General features: G+C 41.7%; 25 protein-coding genes. 2 read left to right on the forward strand and 23 right to left on the reverse strand.

Going from position 1 to position 24,745, the window contains the following annotated elements; all coding sequences use genetic code 11:
* Window positions 1–4: 4 nt before the first annotated feature.
* Window positions 5–745, reverse strand: coding sequence for an RNA methyltransferase (locus K5Q34_RS06715; protein ID WP_074391730.1), 741 nt, complete (start codon window positions 743–745; stop codon window positions 5–7).
* A gap of 130 nt (window positions 746–875) precedes the next feature.
* Here K5Q34_RS06715 and K5Q34_RS06720 point away from each other — a divergent pair, with 130 nt between their 5' ends.
* Both K5Q34_RS06720 and yidC read left to right on the forward strand, forming a co-directional pair.
* A complete protein-coding gene (locus K5Q34_RS06720; RefSeq protein WP_002942735.1) occupies window positions 876–1,157 on the forward strand; it encodes an acylphosphatase in 282 nt (93 codons plus the stop codon).
* A 66-nt stretch (window positions 1,158–1,223) separates the two neighbouring features.
* Window positions 1,224–2,138, forward strand: a complete 915-nt coding sequence (gene yidC / locus K5Q34_RS06725; RefSeq protein ID WP_024406645.1) for a membrane protein insertase YidC — start codon at window positions 1,224–1,226, stop codon at window positions 2,136–2,138.
* Window positions 2,139–2,393: 255 nt separating this feature from the next.
* Here the strand turns inward: yidC and greA are convergent, their stop codons facing one another.
* The 22 genes from greA to mraY form a co-directional block, all read right to left on the reverse strand.
* Window positions 2,394–2,876 carry a transcription elongation factor GreA gene (gene greA / locus K5Q34_RS06730; protein ID WP_002938298.1) on the reverse strand — a complete coding sequence of 161 codons (483 nt, stop codon included), beginning with the start codon at window positions 2,874–2,876 and terminating at the stop codon, window positions 2,394–2,396.
* Window positions 2,877–2,949: 73 nt separating this feature from the next.
* The gene (gene mltG, locus K5Q34_RS06735) at window positions 2,950–4,767 is read right to left on the reverse strand and encodes an endolytic transglycosylase MltG (protein WP_221864743.1); all 1,818 of its coding nucleotides are present in this window, start codon (window positions 4,765–4,767) and stop codon (window positions 2,950–2,952) included.
* Between the two features lie 71 nt (window positions 4,768–4,838).
* Window positions 4,839–5,324, reverse strand: a complete 486-nt coding sequence (locus K5Q34_RS06740; RefSeq protein WP_024406643.1) for a GNAT family N-acetyltransferase — start codon at window positions 5,322–5,324, stop codon at window positions 4,839–4,841.
* A 55-nt stretch (window positions 5,325–5,379) separates the two neighbouring features.
* Window positions 5,380–6,711 carry a UDP-N-acetylmuramate--L-alanine ligase gene (gene murC / locus K5Q34_RS06745; RefSeq protein ID WP_172115851.1) on the reverse strand — a complete coding sequence of 444 codons (1,332 nt, stop codon included), beginning with the start codon at window positions 6,709–6,711 and terminating at the stop codon, window positions 5,380–5,382.
* A gap of 1 nt (window position 6,712) precedes the next feature.
* Window positions 6,713–7,375: a hypothetical protein gene (locus K5Q34_RS06750; RefSeq protein WP_172115852.1), complete on the reverse strand. Its 663-nt coding sequence runs from the start codon at window positions 7,373–7,375 to the stop codon at window positions 6,713–6,715.
* A 78-nt stretch (window positions 7,376–7,453) separates the two neighbouring features.
* Entirely contained in the window at window positions 7,454–10,546 is a 3,093-nt protein-coding gene (locus K5Q34_RS06755; RefSeq protein ID WP_221864760.1) for a DEAD/DEAH box helicase, read from the reverse strand.
* Window positions 10,547–10,790: 244 nt separating this feature from the next.
* A complete protein-coding gene (locus K5Q34_RS06760) occupies window positions 10,791–11,099 on the reverse strand; it encodes a hypothetical protein (protein WP_221864744.1) in 309 nt (102 codons plus the stop codon).
* 13 nt (window positions 11,100–11,112) lie between these two features.
* Window positions 11,113–11,442, reverse strand: coding sequence for a hypothetical protein (locus K5Q34_RS06765; protein WP_044761218.1), 330 nt, complete (start codon window positions 11,440–11,442; stop codon window positions 11,113–11,115).
* Window positions 11,443–11,520: 78 nt separating this feature from the next.
* On the reverse strand, window positions 11,521–12,831 hold the full coding sequence (gene der / locus K5Q34_RS06770; protein WP_012027640.1) for a ribosome biogenesis GTPase Der: 1,311 nt from the start codon (window positions 12,829–12,831) through the stop codon (window positions 11,521–11,523).
* 18 nt (window positions 12,832–12,849) lie between these two features.
* Window positions 12,850–13,563, reverse strand: a complete 714-nt coding sequence (locus K5Q34_RS06775; RefSeq protein WP_221864745.1) for an NADPH-dependent oxidoreductase — start codon at window positions 13,561–13,563, stop codon at window positions 12,850–12,852.
* Window positions 13,560–14,459, reverse strand: coding sequence for a primosomal protein DnaI (dnaI, locus tag K5Q34_RS06780; RefSeq protein ID WP_014636109.1), 900 nt, complete (start codon window positions 14,457–14,459; stop codon window positions 13,560–13,562). Before dnaI ends, K5Q34_RS06775 begins: the two co-directional genes overlap by 4 nt.
* Window positions 14,459–15,610: a replication initiation/membrane attachment protein gene (locus K5Q34_RS06785; RefSeq protein ID WP_221864746.1), complete on the reverse strand. Its 1,152-nt coding sequence runs from the start codon at window positions 15,608–15,610 to the stop codon at window positions 14,459–14,461. The genes dnaI and K5Q34_RS06785 overlap by 1 nt, the downstream gene beginning before the upstream one ends.
* A complete protein-coding gene (nrdR, locus tag K5Q34_RS06790) occupies window positions 15,597–16,088 on the reverse strand; it encodes a transcriptional regulator NrdR (RefSeq protein ID WP_002938341.1) in 492 nt (163 codons plus the stop codon). Before nrdR ends, K5Q34_RS06785 begins: the two co-directional genes overlap by 14 nt.
* Window positions 16,089–16,159: 71 nt before the next feature.
* On the reverse strand, window positions 16,160–17,290 hold the full coding sequence (locus tag K5Q34_RS06795) for an AI-2E family transporter (RefSeq protein ID WP_012027644.1): 1,131 nt from the start codon (window positions 17,288–17,290) through the stop codon (window positions 16,160–16,162).
* A gap of 90 nt (window positions 17,291–17,380) precedes the next feature.
* Window positions 17,381–18,070 carry a DNA-binding response regulator gene (locus K5Q34_RS06800; protein WP_012027645.1) on the reverse strand — a complete coding sequence of 230 codons (690 nt, stop codon included), beginning with the start codon at window positions 18,068–18,070 and terminating at the stop codon, window positions 17,381–17,383.
* Window positions 18,071–18,151: 81 nt separating this feature from the next.
* Entirely contained in the window at window positions 18,152–19,579 is a 1,428-nt protein-coding gene (gene gndA, locus K5Q34_RS06805) for an NADP-dependent phosphogluconate dehydrogenase (protein WP_002942698.1), read from the reverse strand.
* A gap of 96 nt (window positions 19,580–19,675) precedes the next feature.
* Window positions 19,676–20,215 (reverse strand): DUF177 domain-containing protein, encoded by a 540-nt coding sequence (locus K5Q34_RS06810; RefSeq protein WP_221864747.1) that lies wholly within the window; start codon window positions 20,213–20,215, stop codon window positions 19,676–19,678.
* A gap of 9 nt (window positions 20,216–20,224) precedes the next feature.
* Entirely contained in the window at window positions 20,225–21,142 is a 918-nt protein-coding gene (gene trxB / locus K5Q34_RS06815) for a thioredoxin-disulfide reductase (RefSeq protein ID WP_208546738.1), read from the reverse strand.
* 13 nt (window positions 21,143–21,155) lie between these two features.
* Complete coding sequence (locus K5Q34_RS06820; RefSeq protein ID WP_205026997.1) at window positions 21,156–21,380, reverse strand: DUF4059 family protein; 225 nt, start codon at window positions 21,378–21,380, stop codon at window positions 21,156–21,158.
* A 17-nt stretch (window positions 21,381–21,397) separates the two neighbouring features.
* Window positions 21,398–22,741, reverse strand: a complete 1,344-nt coding sequence (locus tag K5Q34_RS06825) for a DEAD/DEAH box helicase (RefSeq protein ID WP_024406634.1) — start codon at window positions 22,739–22,741, stop codon at window positions 21,398–21,400.
* 79 nt (window positions 22,742–22,820) lie between these two features.
* Complete coding sequence (locus K5Q34_RS06830) at window positions 22,821–23,654, reverse strand: hypothetical protein (RefSeq protein WP_105136355.1); 834 nt, start codon at window positions 23,652–23,654, stop codon at window positions 22,821–22,823.
* A gap of 91 nt (window positions 23,655–23,745) precedes the next feature.
* Window positions 23,746–24,744 (reverse strand): phospho-N-acetylmuramoyl-pentapeptide-transferase, encoded by a 999-nt coding sequence (mraY, locus tag K5Q34_RS06835; RefSeq protein WP_024376390.1) that lies wholly within the window; start codon window positions 24,742–24,744, stop codon window positions 23,746–23,748.
* Between the last annotated feature and the right edge of the window lies 1 nt (window position 24,745).

Here is a 24,745-nt window from a genome sequence, read left to right on the forward strand (position 1 = left end):
TGACTTAAATAAAGCTAAACAATAGAATGCCCGCCGCAATGGCTACATTGAGGCTTTCCGCCTGCCCTGGCATGGTAATATGGACAAGTTGATCCGCCTCATCGGCTACAAAAGTTGAAATTCCTTGACCTTCATTTCCCATAACCAAGGCAAAACTCGGATTTGGCGTAACTTCCTTATAGTCAACCGACTGACTAGAGAGGGTTGTTGCCAAGATTTCTATCTGATTGCTTTTTAAAGCAGAAAAAATAGCGGTCATCGGCATCCGATAAACTGGCAAGTGGAAATGACTCCCTTGCATGGAACGCAGAACTTTCATATTGTAAATATCTGCCGACTTATCCGATAGAAATACTCCATCAAAACCAGCTGCATCAGCTGTACGAATCATGGTACCAACATTTCCAGGGTCCTGCACATCCTCCAGAACCAAAAATTTTCCTGTTAAGACATCGGGTAAGGTCTGATTTGGTAAGGACAGTTGAGCTACTACCCCTTGCGGTGTCCGTGAGTCTGCCAAATCCTGCATAATATCTGAACTGACAACTGTTACATTGGATAAGCCAGCAACCCGATGAACATGTTCTTCTGATACCAAGATATGTTCAATAGGTACTTTGGCTGCCAAAGCCTCCTCCAACAAATGCCAACCTTCAATCAAATAAGAAGAAGTACGGTATTTTTTCTGTTGTAATTTCTTAACCTGCTTGACCAAATGATTGGCCTTTGAGCGAATGATCTCCATGAATGCCCCTTTTTCTTTTACTGCTCAGCAATTTCAATTTTCCAACGGCTAAATCAATTATCTTGATTTTTGAACAGTCTTACCCAACCATGATATAATAAAGTAAATGTCTTGTCAAAAGGAGAAACTTATGCGAAAGGTAAAAATGATTGCATCTGGTCGTGTGCAAGGAGTCGGCTTTCGTTGGTCTGTTCAATTTTTAGCTGTGGAAATAGGCGACATCTACGGCAGAGTTTGGAATAATGATGATGGAACTGTCACCATTTTAGCTCAGTCAGATAATGCTGAGAAGCTCAGCCATTTTATCCATGAAATTCGGAAAGGGCCTTCTCGTATGGCCAAAGTCACCTATCTCGATGTCACCCTAGCCAACTTCGAAGACTATAAGGATTTTCAGGTGGCTTATAGATAAAACTTGTATATTTTGAACAAAAAAAGTAAAATAGAATGTATCTTGTAAAAAAAGGAATGTATCATTTTGAAAAAGAATAAACGAATTTTATTAACAGGTCTAGCCCTGTCTACGCTAGTATTTCTATCAGGATGTGTGCAGACAAAGAACGGTGTTCCTACTGGTGAAGGTTGGGTCTACAACTTCCTTGTTGCACCAATGGGAAACCTGATTAAATTCTTCGCGGAAAACCAAGGACTCGGTTTCGGTGTTGCTATCATTATCGTGACATTGATTGTTCGTCTCTTCATCATGCCACTAGGTATTTACCAATCTTGGAAATCAACCTATCAGTCTGAGAAAATGAATTACCTCAAACCAATTTTAGGTCCAATCCAAGAACGCATGAAAAATGCAAGTTCCCAAGAAGAGCAATTGGCTGCCCAACAGGAATACTTTGCTGCTCAAAAACAATATGGTGTCAGCGTATTTGGTGGAATGGGTTGCCTTCCTGTCTTGATTCAAATGCCATTCTTTACGGCACTCTTCTATGCAGCTCGTTACACGGAAGGAATCTCAGAAGCAACCTTCCTTGGCATTGATCTCGGTTCTGCAAGTCTCATTCTAACAGCTATTGCTGGTATCCTCTACTACGCTCAATCACTTCTGATGCAAGTCGGTATGGACGAAGAACAGAAGAAACAAATGAGAGCTGTGGCAATCATGAACCCATTGATGATTGTTATGTTCTCTTGGTCTTCACCTGCTGGCGTTACCCTCTACTGGGTAGTCGGTGGATTTATCGGTCTTGTTCAACAAGCTCTTACAAACTTCATCTTGAAACCACGTATCCGTGCTAAGGTTGAAGAAGAATTTAAAAATAATCCTCCAAAACCATATAAATCAACTATCAAGGATGTAACTCCTAAAGCATCCGCTATCATCGAAGAAAAAACGTCTAAGAAATCAAACCGTAACGCCGGTAAACAACGTTCTAGATAAACAATCGCAACCATCTGTTTCAGATGGTTGTTTTCTTATATAGTATGTTTAGTTTACTTGCTCCAACTATCTGGGAAATAGTTGGAGGTTGGAGATAAGATTTGCGAAGCCAATCTCAGCAATTCGTGTTTCACACTCCAAATATGACCTCTACGACTGATACGAACAGAGTTCGCCTCAGTGCTCGTCGAAGAAATCAAAGAGCCTACTAAACGACTATACAAAAAGAGAGAATCTTACGACTCTCTCCACACCTTATTTCGTTTTTTCAACCTTCAAGATTTTTACATCATAGCTACCAGCAGGTGTTTCAATCGTTGCAACATCTCCTGTTTTTTTACCAATCAAAGCATGGCCAATTGGGCTTTCATTTGAAATCTTGTTTGCAAAGGCATCTGCACCTGCAGCACCAACGATATGATAGACTTCTTCCTCGGTCTCACCAACTTCTTGAACAGTCACAGTCTTACCAATTGCCACTTCATCCGCAGCAACTGCATCACTGTTTACGATTTCAGCATAGCGAATTTTTGTTTCGATTGTTGAGATTTGACCTTCAACAAAAGCCTGTTCATCTTTAGCTGCTTCGTACTCAGAGTTTTCTGAAAGGTCTCCGTAAGAACGAGCAATTTTAATACGTTCAACAATTTCTGGTCGACGAACTAGCTTTAGTTCCTCTAGTTCTTTTTCTAATTTTTCCTTTTCTTCCAAGGTCATTGGATATGTTTTTTCTGCCATTTGTCTTTCCTTTTCTTTTATTTTTCATGAAAACAAAATTATGTGGAAAACCACATAATTTTGTTGTAAGAATTTACTCATTATTAAGATGTGCATTTACATACTTAGCAACGTTTTGGTTATGTTCATCAATATTATTTGTAAAGTAAACATTTCCAGTTGTAACATCTGCTACAAAGTAAAGATAGTCTGTCGTGTTGGCATTAATCACTGCCTCGATAGCCGAAAGGCTTGGACTATCCACTGGTCCAGGCATCAATCCTGGTGTCCAATAAATATTGTATGGTGACTCAATTGATGTATCAATCGCTGCATCTTCTGCTAGAGTTGTTTCTTGACCAAGTTTACCCTGAGCATACAAGATGGCAATATTGGATTGTAGAGGCATTGCTGCATTCAAGCGGTTAAAGAAGACACTTGCAATGTTTCGACGATCTTCATCAGTAGAACCTTCTTTTTCAACCAAAGATGCCAAGGTAAGAACTTCATTTACAGTCAAATTCTTAGCAGTAATCGTTTCATAATATGGTTGTAAACGATTATCCATCGCGGCAATCATTTGCTCAACGAGCTCTTCGATAGTTGTTTCATCGCTGTATTCATAAACCGCTGGGAAGAGGTAACCTTCCAACTGATAAATAACTCCACTATCAGCAGCTGGTAAGCTGGCAAACAATTTTGGATAAGTAGCAACCATTCGATTAATAAAATCTTGGTTGGTCACAGTAGCCATAAATTGTTCTGTGGTAAATGGTGTTTTATCATTTTTATCTTCTGTCTTGGTATTATCTGTAATAGCCTGAGCAATTTGTGTCAGTGTATACCCTTCAACAATCAAAATCTTACCTGCGGCTTCTTTTTGAGCTGTCGGAGTGCCACTTTCTTGAAGTGCTTTGGCGATGTCATCCACAGACATATTTTGTTTTAAATTATAAAAACCACTTTGGAAATTATTATAGCTCTTAATTTTAGAGTAGTAATTAAAAATAGTAGCATTCTTAATCAACTTGTTATCAACTAAAATTTTACCAATTTCTAAAGTTGAAGAGCCTTCTGGAATCTCTACCTGAATAGCTTCTGTAGCTTTGGTATTGACTGGTTCCAGACTAGATTTTACCCACATATAGCCAGTAAGACCTGTCACTAGAACCGCCACTACAATAATCGACATGATAACAGAGACAATGCGTTTAGCGGCTTTATCCTGTTTTTTACGACGTTGCTTGTTTGCTCTGTGCGACGATGATCGTCTAGACTGTGTTGGTTGCATCTGCTCTTCTGTCGCTGCAACTGGAGCTACTGCCTTCGTTGCAACAATTGTTTCTTCCAGTGAGATAACCTCTGTATCACCCGTTACAGCTGATACATCTTCCGTTGGAAATTCCAAAAATGTATCTTCCAAAGAAGACTTCTCTGAAAGGACAGGCTCAACTGGTTCGGAAACCAATGAGCTTGATGGAGCCTCATCAAATTCTACAGTATTAGCCGCTACAAGGTTTCGTAGCTCTTCCAAGTTCCGCTCCACCGTATCTTGAGGAACCGGACTTGAAATGACTTCTTTTTCAATCACAAAAGTCTCTAGAGTAGCCAAAGTTTCTGATGTTGACTCTTCAATACTTTCCGTCATCACTTCTGATTCTTGCTGTTCTTCTGGCAAGTATGAATCAGGGAAGGCAATACCTTCTACTTTTACAATTTCAGTCTCTCTATGGGGGGCTTTTTCTTCGGCAAGACTAGGCTGAAGCTCGTTGATAATTTCGTTACGCTTATCAACAAGAACATCCGCTGATTGTTCCGCCAAACGTTTCACCTTCAATTCTTCCAAATCTCGTAAAATTTGATCGCGGAAGCTTGAAGACTGCGTGTTTTTTTCATTCGTATCCTTTGTCACGCTGTTACTCCTTTCACACAGTTACTATACATTATATCTTAAAGGCTTATGAATTGCAAGAACTTCCCTTTCTACAAGGCTTTCCAGTACATATCACTCCACATTTGTCCTCCAAATTGTGACAAGGAGGGACCAAAGTCTTCAAACTGATTCATTTCATAGTAGCCAATCAAATACTCTTTACAGGTCAGGGAAACTCCTTCAAATCCTCCCGCTAAAGCCACTTCTTTTATGGCTGCCAACAAAAGTGTCCCCACTCCCTGGCCCTTATAGGTATCCGCTACGGATAGACTGGCAATAGCTAGGTGACTGCCTGTCGGCATGTCACTCTCTGTCAAGTAAAAAATATCGTCCGTAACAGTCTGCGAAACAGAAGGACAGGATAATAAATATCCTGCTATTTCCCCATCGTGTTCCATTATTAAGCAGGTTTTACTCAAAGCATTCAGATAAATAGCAAGAACAGACTCAGCTATTTGTTCTTCTTTGGAAAAATTGGCATTTTCAATCAAAACAACTTGTTCTAAATCCGAAGGAGTAGCAAAACGAATTTCCATAATTTTCTCCCTTATATAGAGGAAAAACAGGGGCCATAGGCCTCCGTCTTTCTTTTTATTGGACGTTATTTGTAAGATTTGACAAGAGTCTTTCGAAGGAATATTCATAGGACTGAATATCACCAGCTCCCATAAATACATATACTGCATTGTCATGGTCTAAAAGTGGTGAAGTATTTTCAACTGTAACAAGTCCACCTTTTTTGTTGATTTTAGCTGCCAAATCTTCTACCTTAACCTGACCGTTGTCTGTTTCACGCGCTGATCCATAAATTTGAGCAAGGTAAACTGCATCTGCTCCATTCAACGCATCTGCGAACTCATCAAGAAGCGCAATGGTACGGGTGAATGTATGTGGTTGGAAGATGGCTACCAACTCCTTGCTAGGATACTTCTGACGTGCCGCATCAATGGTTGCAATGATTTCCGTTGGATGGTGAGCAAAGTCATCAATGATAACAGTATCATTGACAATTTTCTCCGTAAAGCGACGTTTGACACCTCCAAATGTCTTCAAGTGTTCTGCAACCAGTTGCAAATCAAATCCAGCAATATAGAGATTGGCAATAACAGCTGTTGCATTCATCACATTATGCTTACCAAAGGTTGGAATTTGGAATTCTCCCAACTCTTCTTCACCATGGCGAACTTTGAATTGTGAACCATTAGTAGAAGGCTTCAAGTCATAGGCAACAAAATCATTATTGTCTTCCAAGCCATAATAGTAGATTGGAGCATTTGCCGTGATACGACGAAGTTGCTCATCTTCACCAAAAACGAAGAGAGCTTTTTTTACTTGCTTCGCATAATCATTGAAAGCATTGAAAACATCCTCTAGACTAGTGAAATAATCTGGATGGTCAAAATCAATATTGGTAATGATGCTGTATTCAGGATGGTATGGGGCAAAGTGACGTTCGTATTCATCGGATTCGAACACAAAATACTGAGCATTTGCCGAACCGCGACCAGTACCATCACCAATCAGGAAGGAAGTATCTGTGATATTGCGCATAACATGTGCCAATAATCCCGTTGTAGAGGTCTTACCATGGGCACCAGCAACACCGAGGCTCGTAAAACCTTTCATAAATTCACCTAGAAATTCATGGTAGCGTTTGTAGGTATAGCCCTGGGCATCAGCATAAGCGATTTCCACATTGTTATCTGGACGAAAAGCATTACCAGCAATCAATTCGACATCTGCTGTAATATTTTCCTCATCAAATGGTAAAATCTGAATCCCAGCTTGTTCAAGCCCGCGTTGTGTAAAGTAGTATTTCTCTACATCACTACCTTGAACCTTATGCCCCATTTGATGCAACATAAGAGCAAGTGCGCTCATACCTGATCCCTTAATTCCGATAAAATGATAGGTTTTTGTCATGTTATTCCTCTTCTATATGTGTCAAATTCAATTCTTGTGCCACTTGGCGATCTCGTTGTTGTCTGCGCTCAGGATAGTTGTAAACCTGACTCTTTCTTAAAAAGTCATACGAATTTTTCTTTATAACCTGCTCCTGTTCTCTATCTTCTTTCTTCAAAGAATAGACAGCTGGCATATCAGCGAGAATATAGTCTGTCTGACGTAGGTTGTCCGCCAAACGTGTCAACCGACCTGCCTTAGATTCAGTTGTTGAAACGACAGGAGGTTTCACCACAACTTTAGCTGGTGCTGGTTTTTCATCTCTTAAGTAGGTTGCTGCTCGTTTTTTCTTCAAGTCTTCTCTAGCCTGTTCACGAGCCAACTGCCCCTGTGTTTTCACTGGAGAAGGCTTCGTTTTAGTCAGTTGCTGAAGGCGTTCCTTGCGAGAATAATGGCTTGGCTTAGCTTCAAACAGAGGAGGCAGGAGCTCATCTTCCGTTTGTGCTACTGGTTTTGTCGACGCAACTCGCTGTGAATCGGTAGACCAGCTAAATTCCTTTTCTTGATAAGGTCCCCTGATATTGCTAATCAGGTCGCTCTCATCATATAAACTCATAATTGGATTTTCTCCAACTAGTACCTCATCATCTGCGACTAGTGGAAATCTTTTTTCATGTCTAATCATAAGTCATCCTTTCGAACCCTTATTATACCATACTTAGGCCTTATTTCCTAATTCTACGCTGAGTCAACTGATTCCGTATCACTCAATCCCTAAAATCTCGCGAATGTCCTCAACCGTCAAATTCGCTCGGCTTTCATTGCCATCAAGGACTGTTTTGACAAGGTTCTTTTTATTTTCTTGCAATTCTTGAATCTTCTCTTCGATTGTCCCTCTAGTAATCAGGCGATAGCATTCAACCTTTTCAGTCTGCCCCATGCGATGAGCCCGACTGATAGCCTGAGCTTCCACGGCAGGATTCCACCAAAGGTCGACTAGGATGACTGTGTCTGCACCTGTCAAATTCAAGCCAACACCACCTGCTTTCAAGGAAATGAGAAAGGCATCTCGACTTCCTGCATTGAAGGCCTGTGTCATTTCTTGGCGTTGGTTAGCAGGGGTTGAACCAGTCAGAGTATAGGATGTCATCCCAATTTCTTTTAGCTGTTCTTCTATTTTTTCCAGCATATTTCTGAATTGGGAGAATATCAAGACCCTGTGTTCACCTTCTTTTAGCTGCAAGAGTAATTCTTTCAAACTATTAAGTTTGCCACTCTCACCACTAAACTCTTCCATGAAAAGGCTGGGTGTATCGCAGATTTGACGTAAGCGAGTAATTCCTGATAGGATTTCTATCTTGCTACGATTGATTTGAGCATCATCTGCGCCAGCTATTTGAGTCCGCATTTGTTGAAGCTGGGCTAGGTAGATGGCTTTTTGTTCATCTGTCAGTTCATTAAGTACATTGACTTCTATCAAATCAGGCAATTCCTGAAGAACGTCTTCCTTATGACGTCTGAGAACGAAGGGTTGAATGGTCCGCGCAATGTCCTTGGCTGCTAACTTACCGAAGTCTTGTTTACCTGGCAATAAACCTGGTAAGACAATTTGGAAAATGGACCAGAGTTCCGTCAAATGGTTTTCAATCGGCGTACCTGAGAGGGCAAAGCAATTCCCAACCTCAAACTCACGCAGTAGTTGTGCAATCTTAGATTGGGCATTTTTCATGACCTGCGCCTCATCTAAAATGAGGTAGTCAAAGCGTTCCTGTCTATAGAGTGCAACATCCTGTCTGAAGGATGGATAGGAGGTAACTAAGACTTGGTGACCATTGGCAATGATCTCTTCACGCTGTTCCTTGTTTCCATGGACAACTGCCACATCTAAACTTGGAGCAAACCGCTTGCACTCATCTAACCAGTTATAAATCAAGCTGGACGGTGCCAATATTAAAACTTTGGAATCTTTTGTCATCCGACTGGACAGAAAGGCGATAGTTTGCAAGGTCTTTCCAAGCCCCATGTCGTCAGCTAAAATTCCACCAAAACCATACGTATCCAGCATAGTCAACCACTTAAGCCCTGTCTGCTGATAATCCCTAAGCGTCGTTGTTACTTCCACATCAGGAAGCGGGAACAAATCTGGCTGAGCTAGATAGCTTGCCATTTCCTCAAATTCCTTGGAGAAACTGACTTGGTTGAATTGTGACAAGGATTGAGCCAATTGGTAACCGGCAAGAGCATGGACTTGTACCTGCCCCTCCTTACCATGACGGGCCCGCAGATAGATTAGGGTTTGACTGATTTTCTTGGTTTCCTCATCAAAAACAAATACCTTACCACTCGGGCTAGTATAGTGGTCCTCTTGATTCAGCAAGGCTGTAATCGCCTGATCGATTTCAGATTGTTCAATACCTGATAAGTCAAACGAAATATCCAAAAGTGAGCCGTTACGCACAATTTCTAATTGAGGTTTGGCTTCAATATATAAAGCCTGGAGCCTTTCTGCTAGATGAACCTGCCCCATTTTTTGTAATATAGGCAATTGTTGTTGGAAAAATGGATAGAGCTCCTGCTGACTAAGAGCTGCTCTCTGGGCATGATATGTCCCCCTAAAGCCAGCTAAACGAATAGCCTGATAGACCCTCTCCAAATGTTGGAAATGGCTGGCAAAAGGCAGGAGAGCCAAATCCTCTTCACTCCTTACCTTACGTCCATCAAAATCCAAAACCAATTGGAGTGATAAACTTTCATTTGCCTCCATCTGAATATGAAATTCTGGCTTGAAATCATGAATGATGAAGCGTTTAGGTGCCTTAACAGTCCCAATTGTCTGCAAATCCAGCAAGCTTAAAGCCAGACGATTTTGGTCAGGGAAATCCACCTGTACCTTTCTCAAACCTGATTCGGTTGGAACAAGTTCGGAAATTTGGTAAATCAGATGTTCTTGATGGCGATTGACACTATAAACCGTGCCATTTACTAAGAGATAGCGCCCATGAAAAAGTGGTCGGACTGGTTTTTCGTGAATAACCATTTCAATCATCTGCGTGTGAACGGTCACCTCAAAATGATAGAGCCCTTCCTCCCCTGTCAACGGAAGAACCATCAAGGAGGAATAGGACTGCTGTTGATAGGAAAAGTTAAAATGTTCTAGCTGATTTAACAGCTCCAACCCCTCCTCAAAATAGGCTTGTGGCAGACGAAAATGTCGTCCAAAATGAGTAAGAATGTCTGAATCTATACCAACTTTCTCTGGTACCAAGGCCCAGAGAAAATCCAGGAGAGCCTGACTTGGTTCATCAAAATTTTCATAAGTAACTTGCTCATAATAATTTTTACCTATCTGATAGTGACCGTTGGCTTTCACAATGCGCAAAAAAGCTCCGATGTCCCGCACAATGTACGAACGTGTATCTGGCAAGCGGGTAATTTTCAAGGTCCAATCTATCTGACGATCATAGGGCAATAAGCTCCCTTCAACTGATAACTGATACTTAAGCCCCAGTTCTGGTTCTGGTTGCAAAATTTCATCTAAAAAGAGACCGCCAAAATAAGTCCGACGGACGGTTTCCTTATGTTGTTCACCATCTTCTTTCAAAGACTGCTTCATATCCTTGCCTGAGGCATCATTTTTTAAAAAATACTCCGTGGCAGCTAGGTGTTGACAGTAGCCCTTACTTTGAAATAACTGGCAACTACACTGTAAATCGCTATCTACATCGCCGTAAGTGAAGCGCTCACCAGCAATATCCAGCACCATCTTTCCATTCTCACTATGAAGAACAGTCAGTTTTCCAGCCTCGTACAAATCAATTCCTTCTTGGCGAATCCGCCCTGGCATCATGCGACCCATTCTAACTCCTTTATCCTTCAACCAATCATCAGCTCTTCTGTAAAATATATCTAATACTCTTCGAAAATCAAAATTATCCGTTGTCAACTTGCCTTGATGAACTCCAGTTCTATCTTCGACTTCGTTTCCTAGGCTACTTTTGATTTTCATTGAGTATAAAATATTATCTTTTCATTATAGCATATTTTCAATTTGAATTGTTTAAATAGGTATCAAAAAAACACCAGTTGGTAAACTGGTGTCTCTAATGAATAGCTAAATAATAAATCGTTGCCTGCCACATTTTCAAGATTGTTTTTCTGCTTTTCCAAAACCAAAATAGAGCAAATAGCAGGAAAACAACTGCCACTACTACGTTAATCAAGCCTTTTCCATCCAAGAAAAACTTGAAAAAGAAGACGGTCACACAAGTAAGCAAGGCAAGGAGTAAGACATGAATCAGAACTCCCAACCAACCTAGCCAATAGCGAAGGCCAAAAGGAGAATACTTTCTTTCATCGAAGTCTGCTAGACCAGCCAAAAACTCAACCAAGATTTCACCGATTATTTCCATATGGTCGGTCCCCTTATTTCATCTGCTGATAATACTTAGTCCGTCGAATTAAGGTTTTGATAGCCCTAGCCAGTAGAATCGTCAACACACTTGCTCCAAATACCAAGAAAAGAAAGATACCAACCAAGAACCTGTCAAAATGGTTGAAAACCATGATGGATCCAACTGCGTAGGTTACAAAATAAACCAAAAGAGTCACTAAAAACACCAATATACACGCAAAGACTCCAAACCAGTAACGAAGACCAAAGGGCTTGTACTGCTTATCTTCATAGTCTACTAGTAGAAGAACAGGAACTGTTAGAAATGCAAACAACATTAGAATGACATTGCCCGCTATCATGGAATCACCTCCTTTTTTTCATTGTAGCATTTTTTACATGGCATGCAAAGAAAAAAGAGGTTTCCCTCTTTTCATTTCTTACTTCCGTTTCCGTGCAATCAAATGAATTGGTGTTCCTTCAAAGACAAAGGCCTTGCGGATTTGATTTTCCAAGAAACGCATATAGGAGAAGTGCATGAGCTCTTCTTCGTTGACAAAAACCACAAAGGTCGGTGGCTTGGTCGCAACTTGAGTCGCGTAGAAAATCTTGAGACGTTTACCTTTATCAGTCGGTGTTGGATTGATAGCAATGGCATCCATGATGACATCGTTAAGCACAGCCGATGGAATACGGGTATTCTGGCTTTCACTGATAGCCTTGATCATCTCAGGCAACTTGTGCAAGCGTTGCTTGGTCAAGGCTGACACAAAGATAATCGGTGCATATGACAAATACTGGAATTGATCACGAATATCGTCTTCCCACTGCTTCATGGTGTGGTTGTCTTTTTCAAGCGTGTCCCACTTGTTGACTACGATAATCATTCCCTTACCAGCCTCATGGGCAAAACCAGCGATGCGTTTGTCATACTCACGAATACCCTCTTCAGCATTGATGACCATCAATATGACATCGGAACGTTCAATGGCACGCATGGCACGCATAACAGAGTATTTCTCTGTATTTTCATAGACCTTACCAGATTTGCGCATACCTGCGGTGTCAATCATGGTAAACTCTTGGCCTTCTGGGTCTGTAAAGTGCGTATCAATAGCATCACGAGTCGTTCCAGCAACAGGTGAGGCAATCACGCGCTCTTCACCCAAAATAGCGTTAATCAAACTTGATTTACCAACGTTTGGACGACCAATCAAGCTGAACTTGATAATATCTGGATTTTCTTCTGCTTCCTGAGCTGGTAGGTTTTCAATGATGGCATCCAAGACATCCCCTGTTCCGATACCATGTACAGAAGATACTGGATAAGGATCGCCAAGACCGAGTGAATAGAAATCGTAGATGTCATTACGCATTTCAGGGTTATCAACTTTATTGACAACCAAAATAACTGGTTTGTTTGTCTTATAAAGGATACGCGATACATACTCGTCAGCATCGGTCACACCTTCTTTGCCTGATACGACAAAGACGATAACGTCCGCTTCATCCATGGCAATCTCAGCCTGATGCTTGATTTGCTCCATGAAAGGTGCATCCACATCATCAATACCGCCTGTATCAATCAGGGAAAACTTACGATTCAGCCACTCACCAGTAGCATAAATACGGTCGCGGGTCACACCTTCAACGTCTTCTACGATAGAAATACGTTCCCCCGCAATACGGTTAAATAAGGTTGATTTACCAACATTGGGACGTCCAACGATGGCGATAGTTGGTAGAGCCATAGCTCCTCCTCTTCTAGTTTACAATAATTTATTTTTTTCTAATAGAGCCCTTGTTTCTGGCTGTTCTGCCTGTCCGAACTGGGCAACCATACGCTCCGACCAAGTTTCTGTCTGACGGGCACCTGCATAGTCTGTCTGAACTTGGTCGTAGGCTTGGATGACTTCCACGCCTTGCTCCACATATTCTTCCTGAAAGACAATGGTTTCACTTGCCAAACGTGGTTTGACAGGGTGGTTTTGGGCTGGTCGCCCCAGTGCAATACAGAAAATCGGATAGGTATAATCTGGCAAGTTGAACAGCTCTGCTATTGCCAAGGCCTTATGGCGAATCATACCGATGAAGACACCACCATAACCCAGGCTTTCAGCTGCTAAAAGGGCATTTTGCCCTGCCAGGCTCGCGTCAACAGAAGAAATCAGGAGATTCTCTGTTCCTTTGACCTCAAAGTCTGAACCATGGAGTTGAGCCGCCTTGCTGGCACGATTATGGTCGCCCACAAAAAACAGAATGGCCTGAGCCTGTAAAACAGCTGGCTGGGGCACCAAATCATAGAGAGCCTGTTTTTTCTCCTCCGACTGTACCACAATGATGGAATAAGACTGGAAATTCTTCCAGCTAGACGCAGCTCGCCCAGCTGAAATAATAGCTTGCAGATGTTCCGCCTCAATGGGCTCTTCCGTAAAACGACGGACGGAAGTATGGTTCAGCATTAAATCAATGGTTTCATTCATCGGCGGTTATTTCCTTTCAAATGCAAATCGCGAGCCAGATAGCGAATCCGCTCCATAACCCGTTTGGCCTGCCAGGTCTCATCACCAGACTTGCCAGATGCAAAATGCCGTTCCAAATCATCAAAGGAGAAATTGGACGTAAAGAAGGTCGGCAGATTTTCCTGCATACGGTATTGCAGAATGACCTGCAGGACATCGTCACGCACCCACGGACTATGTTGCTCCGCCCCAATGTCATCTAGCACCAAGACCTGAGCCATCTTGATTTCATCAATTCTCTCCTTGACAGAACCATCCTTGATAGCATTTTTTATATCTACAACAAAAGTCGGATAGTGGAGCATGGTGGTTGATTGAAGATGGGTCTTGGACAACAAATTGGCTAAATAAGCCATCAAATAACTTTTTCCAATACCGAAGTTACCATATATGTAAAGACCTTTTGGTTTTTCTTCAAAGCGTTTAACAAAATCCGCAATGGCTAACATGACTTCCACACGATTTTCATCGCTCTTATCAATATCCGCCACGGTTACATTTTTCAAACTTGCCGGCATATTAATGAGCTGGATACGGTTCTTGATAGCTTCCAAACGACGGTATTCGACCAATTCTTCTGTCTCAAGATAGGAAACATCCGCGTAGCCCTCATTCATAACCAAAACTGGTTGATACCCCTTAGCAATATAGGATTCATCCTGTTTGACAAAGAGGTCCCGCTGACTGATATATTCCAAAAACTTAGAAATGGAGAGAGTGATTTCCTGCTGGGTCAAACCTTCTTTTTTGATAAAAGCAGCGACTTCAGGATCACTCACTATCTCCTGATAGAGTTGCTGATAAGATTTTGGACTTGGATTGGTTGTTTGCGACAACCTGTCTTGAACTGATTTCATCAGCTACCTCCTTTGTTTTCCATTTCTTCTAATTCGCGATAAAGAGCAGCTAATCTAGCTTGACCTTCCGCCGTTTGTCCTTGTTGAACCTCTTCCTTACTCCACTCAGGCACATTGCTTTTCTGTGGCTGGCTCGGCTTGGTGACAGCTTGACCTGTCTTCAACTCTCTTAGGTAAAGAGCAGCTGCCTCTGCACTGCCAATTCCCTTGTAGGAAAAATCATTACCCAGCTTCATAGCGTATTTTTCATTCAGATTGGCTGAGTCCACCTTGTTAAAGGTATAGAGGACCAAGACATTGATAACTTCATCAAGCAGACCCAAATTTGCCAAATCCGTCAAGCATTTTCGTTCTGTTCCTGTCACAGCTGCCTTGCGTTGCTCCTTGATAAAGGACAAGAAGGTTAGGCTGGATTTTGATTTCGCTTCACGAACAATGGCTTGTTCTTGGGCAGTGAGGTTGGCACTTTCTGTTGGCAATGACTGACGTGACTGCTGCAAGCGTTTGGTCGAGATTGTCTGTCCAATAGCTGTTGCTTTAGCCTGACGATAGGTTTCCAACCAAGTCCAGCCTGCCTGCTCTGCTATGTAACTAAGCGCAATAATATCCTCAGCTTCATCCTGAAAAAGAAGCTTATCCTTGGCCATCAAGGCCTTGAAGGCAGACCAGTCGAAATCATGTTTCGGTTCAAAAACAACTGGAGCCTGCCCATCCATGGTAAAGACCTGAGAAAATGTTTTTGAGATATTCTGTTCCTGATTGGGTAGGTGAACAAGCAGATTCTCCATGCTCGACTCCCCAATCTTTCTTGCCAACAAGTTCTTATACAAGGGTTTCGCTAGAAAACTTTTTACGGTCAGAGGGGCTTGTAGCGCCAAACCTGTTAATTCATCTGCACGATAGAGTTCTAGGAGCCCCATGGCAGTCAGAATATCCAGAGCCTTCTCCAAACGATTCATCCCAAAATCCATGTGATTGAGAATGACAGTCCATTTGTAACGTCCTTGCCCTTGATCGGCAAAACTATAAAAGTAATAATAAAGCGCTAATGCATCAAAACCGATAATCGGCTGGTAGCATTGGCTAAGACTGACAATATCAGGTGTAAACGGGCTGATTTTTATATAGGCAAATAAATCATTTGGTTTCATCTTTTTTTCCCGGTTTTACCTTACTTCCTTTGGAAATCATCTGCTTAAGCAAATTTTCTAGCTCTCCAACATCTTTGAAAGAACGATAAACCGATGCAAAACGCACATAGGTGATTTCATCCAATTCGACCAATTCTTCCATTACCAAATTCCCAATGACATCGGATTCTATTTCACTATCACCTTGTGCTCGAACCTTCTGCTCAATCCGATTCACCACTTCATCAATATCATCGGTTGACACAGGGCGCTTTTGAGCAGAACGAATAATCCCATTGAAAATCTTTTCACGTGAAAACTGCTCTCTAGTTCCGTCTTTTTTCACAACGACTAGAGTTTTCTCTTCAATCCGTTCATAGGTGGTAAAACGTTGACCACATTGGTCGCAGGAACGACGACGACGGATGGTATTGCCATCTTCAGCCTGACGACTATCAATGACACTTGATTTCAAACTCTGACATTTTGGACAACGCATACTCTTTCTCCTACATAAACTTTATCACTTCAGTATAGCATAAAAATGACAAAAATAAAAGAAAGCGAGAATTACTCACTTTCTACCAATAATTCATCTTGCTTCTTCAATCGACTGGCAACCCATTCACGAACCAGGCGGTAGACAACCGCAAAAATTGGGGTAAAGAAGACCATACCAAGTAGGCCAAACAAATTACCACCAATCAAGGCTGCAGCCAGGGTAAATAGGGTCGGAAGACCAACTGATTGACCAACCACGCGCGGATAGATAACATTTCCTTCTATCAGCTGAATAATCTGGAAAAGGGCGATAGACCAGAGTGCCAAGAGCGGATTTTGTACCGCCACAAAGAGAGCACTAATCAGACACGCTGAAAATGGACCGATATAAGGTACAAATGATAGGACCCCAGCCAAAATACCAGCCATGCTGGCATAAGGAATTCCTGAGAGCGAATAACTAACAAAGACAAGCGTCCCAATGATACACGCTTCAACAATCTGACTCATCAAGAATCGGTCATAGGTATCAACAATAACTTCTCCAATATAGTTCACTACTCTGACAGCCTTCTCCGGCAAGGTAGCCTGCAAGAACTTTCTCGTCATCGCCTGCAAGTGTTCCTTGCTCCCTAGAATCGCTAGAGTAAAGAAGAAAGCCATTATCAACGTCATAGTGTTCGAAAAAATCCCTGTCACATTGGACACCAAGCCAGATAAAATCGGTGTGACCAAACTTGAAATAAGCGTTAAATTCTTCAACTGATCCAAAAAGCTGGCAATCTGGTCTCCGATTTGTCCCGACAAAAGACCATTTGATTCAAGAAAATTAGTTAGGGCATTTACCGATTTTGGAATGGCTGTGCTACTAACCGAAACCAGTTCTGAAACAGTCGTCACCAATGTAGGAAGAACAATCACCACCAGTCCTGTCACAATTAAAGCAAATCCAATTAATACTCCAACAATTGCCAAAGACCGCTTGGATTTCTTTAAAAAAGAAATTTTTTCAAACTGATCTTCTAATTTTTTCATGGGAACATTGAGAATAAAGGCAAAAATAGCTCCAATAAAAAGCGAGTTCATACTGCCTAATAATTGTTGAATAGCCCCATAAATACTAGACCAGTTGAGAACAGCTAACAATGTCGCTCCAGATAAGAGTATCAATATGACTTTTTCTTTAAATGATGTATTCATAACTTTTCCATTCTTACTTATTGGCTATTATTTTATCACACGCTTATAGAAAAAGAAAGAGGGAAAGCTTCCCTCTTCTTCTACTCTAAATCAATCGCGCATGGCATATCCGACACCACGAACCGTTTTTATATATGAATCTTGATGTGGCAAATCCAGTTTACCACGCAGATAGCGAATATATACATCGACGACATTGGTCTCAGAAGCCGCTTCATATTTCCAAACACGCTCAAGAAGTTGTTCTCGACTAACAGGCTCTGGGCTATTCATTAAGGTCGCCAACAGATCATACTCTCGACGGGTCAAATTAATCAATTCATCACCTCGAGTCACTGTTCGATTTTGAAAATCAACCTTCAAATCACGATAGGCCGCATGCATGTGAACCTGCTTACAGTTATTGTCAATAAAATCACGACCACGAAAAATCGCAGAGATTTGCTCCACTAAATCACTGATGACAAAGGGCTTCACTACGTAGGAAACAGCATAAGAGAGGACTTCTTCCCCATATTGACTAACTTCTGTCGGCTCAACTACCACAATCATGACCGTGGCTGGTTTTATCGCTAACAGTTCTGTAGCCAATTCCTTGCTGGACATGTCTGAAAGCTGAAAACTCATCAGAATCAAGTCAAAATCCGTTTCATGTGCCAAGGACATAGCCTCTTTCCCTGTCGATGCATAATCAACAAGATAGTCTTTTTTCTGCAATTCCATGGAAACAAAATGCGAGAGATTGCGTTCTTTACCAGCAATCAAAATTTTCTTAGCCATTGTCCATCCTTTTCTATTCTTTCAAATGGTGTAGGAATCGTATTATGACTAGAAAGAAGGGCGCTTCCACGCCCATCTTTTCTATTTTGATTCGCTATACCAGTCGTAATGGAAGATTCCTTCTTTATCTTTACGGTTATAAGTATGAGCACCAAAGTAGTCACGTTGTGCTTGAATCAAGTTCGCTGGTAAGTTTTCAGCACGATAGCTATCAAAGTAGGTAATAGCTGCTGAGAATGTTGGTACAGGAACTCCTGCTTGAACTGCCAAGGCAACGACATCACGAACTGCCTGTTGATACTTAGCTGTTACATCAAGGAAGTACTCATCCAAGAGCAAGTTTGCCAAGTCTTCATCACGTCCGTAGGCATCTGTGATTTTTTGCAAGAAGCGAGCGCGGATGATACAACCTGCACGCCAGATTTTTGCGATTTCACCAAATGGCAAGTTCCAGTTGTTTTCTTTAGATGCTACGCGCAATTGTGCAAAACCTTGTGCATAAGACATGATTTTTGAGAAGTACAATGCTTGACGAATTTTTTCTACCAATTCAGCCTTGTCGCCTTCGTATGCAAACGGAGCTGGTTTTGGAAGAACCTTGCTTGCTGCCACACGCTCATCTTTGTAGGTTGAGATATAGCGAGCAAATACGGATTCTGTAATCAATGACAATGGCACACCCAAGTCAAGTGATGATTGGCTTGTCCATTTACCAGTTCCCTTGTTACCAGCCGCATCCAAAATGTAGTCAACGATTGGTCCATCTTGACCTTGGTCGTCTTTACGTTTCAAAATATCTGCTGTGATTTCAATCAAGTAGCTATCCAATTCGCCTTTGTTCCACTCAGTAAAGATGTCAGCCATTTCATCCACTGACAAACCGAGTAAGTGTTGCATGAGGTCATAAGACTCCGCAATCAATTGCATGTCGCCGTACTCGATACCGTTGTGTACCATTTTTACGTAGTGACCAGCTCCATCTGGACCGATATAAGTCACACATGGTGCTCCATCTTCTGGTGCTTTTGCTGAAATTTCTTCCAAGACATCTGCCACCAATTCGTAAGCTTCTTTTTGACCACCAGGCATGATAGATGGACCTTCAAGGGCTCCTTTTTCACCACCAGATACACCTGTACCGATGAAGTTAATACCTGAGTTTGCCAATTCTTTTGAACGACGGATAGTGTCTTCGTAGAAAGTATTACCACCATCGATCAAGATGTCACCTTCATCCAAGTGTGGCAAAAGTGCTTGAATGGTTGCATCTGTACCAGGACCAGCTTGAACCATAAGCATGATGCGACGTGGTTTTTCGATAGATGCCACAAAGCTTTCCACATCGTAACTTGGTACCAAGTTTTTACCTGGGTTGCTTGCAACAACATCTTCTGTTTTATCAGCAGAGCGGTTGTAAATGGCTACTGAATAGCCACGTGATTCAACGTTAAGCGCAAGGTTGCGGCCCATAACGGCCATCCCTACAACACCAAAATTTGCTTTAGTCATTTGTTTACTCCTCTAATTTGTATCTCTTTTATTATACACCGAAAGCTTAAAATTGACAAGAATTTTCAGATAATTTAACTATCTTGCCAATCTGAGTTAGTCCTCATCGCCAAACAACCCTTGTAATTGGGCAAAAGGACTATTGGCTTCTTTTTTCTCTTGAGCTTTTTGTTGAAAATCTTCCTCAGTCATTAAAGCCCAAGCTTGACCAGATGGTAGTTCCTGTCCAGCTTCTTCTTCAGGTGTCAAGACTTTGATTGGTATAGCCAGTAAAATATTATCTGCTACACTCTCATCAAGGACAATGTGGTCATTTTCTACTACCAGCACCATATCCTCATCAATCAAATCTTGTTCTTTAAGAACTGCTTCATTGGCAACAAAGAGTTCATTGACGTTTTGGACCTTATGCAAAACAACTGGTTGCAGAGAGCGACTGGATGCCAAGGTAATATCGTAAGTCATCTGATAGTCCAAGAAAAAGAAACCTGATTCAAAGCGGATATTTCCAGTGACTTGGACTGGCGACAAGCCTAGAACTTCACCATTTCGAGCTTGCAATTCTTCCTGTAAATCCAAGGTTTTATCAAAGGAGATTCCATCTGGATTTTTCTGAATATCGTAAATATGAAACATTGTATTCCCCTATTCAGCTAGTTCTGTGATGTAGTTGTAGACTTCTTGTCCAGCAACTGCACCATTTCCTACTGCCGTTGCAATCTGACGAAGTTGATTTTGACGAATATCACCGATGGCATAAATGCCTGATTGAGTCGTCTCCATCTTTTCATTAGTGATAACCCAACCAGCTTCGTCTGTAATTCCTAGGTCCGCAACTGTATCAGTCATCGGATCCAGACCGACATAGATAAAGACACCACCGAAATCAAGTTCACTGACTTCTTCAGTTTTCACATTTTTGATAACCACGCTTTGTACACGTAAGTCATCACCCTTGATTTCTTCGACTACGCTATCCCAGATAAAGTTAATTTTTTCATTGGCAAAGGCGCGGTCTTGGATGACCTTTTGAGCACGAAGTTGGTCACGTCGATGAACAATCGTCACAGATTCCGCAAATTGTGTCAAGAAGAGCGCTTCTTCAACGGCAGAATCTCCACCACCGACAACCAAGAGTTTTTGTCCACGGAAGAAAGCGCCGTCACAGACTGCACAATATGAGACACCACGGCTATTGTATGTATCCTCACCTGGAATACCTAACAAACGGTGTTTTGCCCCCATGGCTAGAACGACTGTCTTTGTCTCCAAAACACCATCCTCAGTAATCACTTTCTTAATTTGTCCTTCTTCTTCGATACGGACTAGGGTGCCAAAAATATGGTCCACACCGAATTTTTCCAAGGGTTCAAACATTTTTTCAGCCAAGACTGGACCTGAAATATGGTCATAGCCTGGATAGTTTTCAATTTCCGCGGTATTGTTCATCTGACCACCATAAATACCACGTTCCAAAAGAGCTACCTTTAAATTGCTACGCCCTGCATAAAGAGCTGCAGTCATCCCCGCAGGACCCGCACCAATTACAACTGTATCGTACATATACTTTTTCCTTCTACGCTTTAAACATTAATAAGATTCCCACTACTCCAAAGGCCGCAATGGGGATTGTCATCACATTAATCATCAACAAATCAAACAAGAAATCTTGTCGTTCTTGCAAGGTTTTATCCACACCCTTTGTCGCACGCCAGATAAACCAGACCAGACTAGAAGTGATAATCAACAAGGAAGATATTAGCAATCCTTGTAAATAAAAACTTAGAATGTTTTGTAACATCTTTTTCCTCGATTACTTTAAAAGGTTTGACGCTTGGCTTTACGTTCTGCACGACCTTTTGCACGCGCTTCAACTCGCTTGGTCTTGCGACGTTTTTCATCAACAGCCCATTGAATTTTCTTCTTGTAGCCTGGTTTGACTTTTTTCTTTTTCTTCTTGACCAAGCCAATCATTTCCAAATCTAGTTTTTCACGAGATTTTTCACGGTTAGCACGGCGGTCACGGTCGTAGGTATCGACAAATTCGCCATTTTTCATTTCTTTTGGCAAGAATTTGATATTGAGTTTTTCTAGCTCTCGAATATCTGCATCATCGCTTGGCTGATAAAGGGTAATGGCAATACCTGATAGACCATTACGACCTGTGCGCCCCACACGGTGAACAAAGAAGGAAAGGTCTTGCGGAATAGCATCATTGATGACATGGCTGACACCTTCAATGTCAATACCACGTGCTGCCAAGTCTGTCGCTACAATGTATTGATAATCCAAGTTCTTCACCTGGTTCATAATCCGCTTGCGTTCACGTGGAGGAATGTCCCCATGAATCTTTGCAACGCGTAGACCATTCGCAGTCAAATAGCTATGCAATTCATCTGCACGTGTCTTTGTATTGACAAAAATCATGGCCAAGTAAGGTTGCATGAGCTTGGTTACTTCCAAGATTTGAGCATTACGGTCACGCCCCTTGGTTGAAATCAGCCAGTTTTCAATGGTATCTGAAATAACCGTATGGGTCTTGATTTGTTCCATGACTGGATTGGATAAGTATTTTTTCAAAAACGGTTGGAGTTTCTGCGGAATGGTCGCTGAAAAGACCATAAATTGCAAGTCTTTTGGCAGGCTGCCAGCAATCTTATCAACTGTTTCTAAAAAGCCCATGTCCAAGGTCATATCTGCCTCATCAACCACAAAGGTTTTAGCCTTATGGATAGCAAGGTCACCTGATTTGACCAAGTCATAGATACGCCCCGGTGTCCCAACAACAATGTGAGGCTGCCCAGCTTGAAGCTTGTCAATTTGACGGTTCTTATCCGTACCGCCAACATAATTGGTCACACGAACTTCGATGTCCGAATGACTAGCCAACTGGCGTGCCGCTTGATAAATCTGAGTAGCCAGTTCACGAGATGGGGCTGTAATAACAGCCTGAACTTGGTCCAATTCCTCATTTAATTTTTGGAAAATCGGAATCAAGAAGGTATGAGTCTTACCCGAACCTGTTTTTGATTCCCCTATCAAGTCTCGCCCTGACAAAACAACAGGAATCAATTTCTCCTGAACCTCTGTCGGCTGGACAAAGTTAATTTCTTTCAAAGCCTCCTGAATATAAGGCTTGAGTTTCATATCTGTAAATTTCATAGTTTCCTCTTTAATTGTGCTACCTTCTATTATAGCACGATTTGGAGTGACAAGCAAAAAGGACGGATGCCCGCCCTAATCAACTCTCGCTTGCTTCAGTAAATTCTGCCTCAATAATTCCAAGTTCCTTCTCTTCTTCCAAACTTGCTTTAAAGGCCTCAGTGAGTTCTAATTCGCCATCAAAATCACCATTTATTTTTTTCACAAATGTGTCTGCCAACATCCCTCCCATGGGCTGGAAGGTAAAATAGGTCAAACCTCCTGAAATCAGACCACCCAAAATAGGGACTGCATTGGCAATGGTCTTTTCAACAGTCTTTTTGGTAATTTTCACACCAATCACTGCGGCTACCTTTTTCACCAAGGGATACCAAGTTGTCTTGGTCAAAGCCTGCATAGCTACTTTTTTACCGATATTAGCTCCGACTGTCTTGGATACTTTATTGAGAAGAACTGCTGAACCACCTGCTCCAAACATAACACCAATGTAGGCAATAATGCGGATTTGAACCTCTTCTGAAATTTCCTTCCCTTCACCAACAAATAATTCATCTTCACCAAAAAGATAAGCGATTTGTTGCGACAAATTCAAGGCAAAACCAAAATACTGAGCTATATCAGCAGTACCTGCCGCCACCGCTGTAAATGGATTCCCCGGTAAACCAGCTGCGAAAGAAATCAAAGATGTTTTCGTAGTCATATCATTAATGATTTTTTCAGCTTCCTTACGCAAAGCTTTTGTAGTGAAGACCGCCGTTGGTCCATCCGTAATAATTTTATCTAGATAGGGACTATCTTTAAAACGAGTCTTCAAAAATTCTTCCCGATTGACTTTAACCATAGGAAGTTGACTAGCAGCTGTCATGGTTTGAATAACCACTCCATATAACTGTTCTTGATTGAATTGTTCCATTTTTATCCTCCACCAATTCTCTCTCTATTTTACCCCCCCCCGACCATATTTGTCAAGGTAAAAAAACAGCATTTCTGCTGTTTCTGACATTTTATAGATAAAGAATAGCTAGGGTAATCAAGCTCATGATGAGACCGACTGACCAGAGGAAAAAGTCAACTTTCCACTCGCTCCATTTTTCAGCTTTTCCAGTCAAACCTCCGAGCTCCAAATGGTGATGGAAAGGAGTCATACGGAAGATACGACGACCTTCTCCAAAGCGTTTTTTAGTGTATTTAAAATATGAAACCTGCAACATAACAGAGGACGTTTCAATGACATAGACCAGGCCGATAAGGAGGAGGGTCCATTCCTGACGGAGGGCAATTGAAATAGTTGCCAACATACCACCGAGAGCCAAGCTTCCCACATCCCCCATGAAAATCTTCGCTGGTTTACGGTTATAAACAAAGAAACCGAGCAAGCCACCAATCATGGTCACACAAACTAGAAGAATATCAAATTTTTGCTCATTGAAGGCGATGACAGAGTAAGCTAGAAGGCTGATAACAACTGAGATAGAAGCCAATCCATCAATACCATCTGTCAAATTAACTGCATTTGAAAAACCGACCAGCCAGAACAGAACAAATGGGAAATAGAGAACTCCCAAATGTATCATGTGACCAAATACATTCAATTCTCCGCCACCTGCTCCTCTTACGTGGACAAAGTAGAAGACAATCCCTCCTAAAATTTGTAGAGCAAGCTTTTGTTTAGGATTAAGACCTTCATTTATCTTACGGAAAATTTTTAAAAAGTCATCCAAAAATCCTACTACACCATAAAGGGCAAGGATGAAGAGGATGGCAAGGACACCACCCGTCAACAGTTGAAAGGCCGTTGCGAACAACAAGCTGACAAGAATCGCAACAACGAGAAAAACGGTTCCCCCCATTGTTGGTGTGCCTGCCTTAAACTGATGTTGTTTCACATCTTCGTGCATCTGTTGCCCCTCGATGCGTTTGGCTTGATAAAATGTAATAAATCGTGGGATTAAGAGAACGGTTGCTAGAAAAGCTACCAATCCCGACATAAGTGCGAATTGCATG

The organism is Streptococcus sp. 2018110, assembly GCF_019754115.1.
GTDB classification, from domain to species: Bacteria; Bacillota; Bacilli; order Lactobacillales; family Streptococcaceae; genus Streptococcus; species Streptococcus hashimotonensis.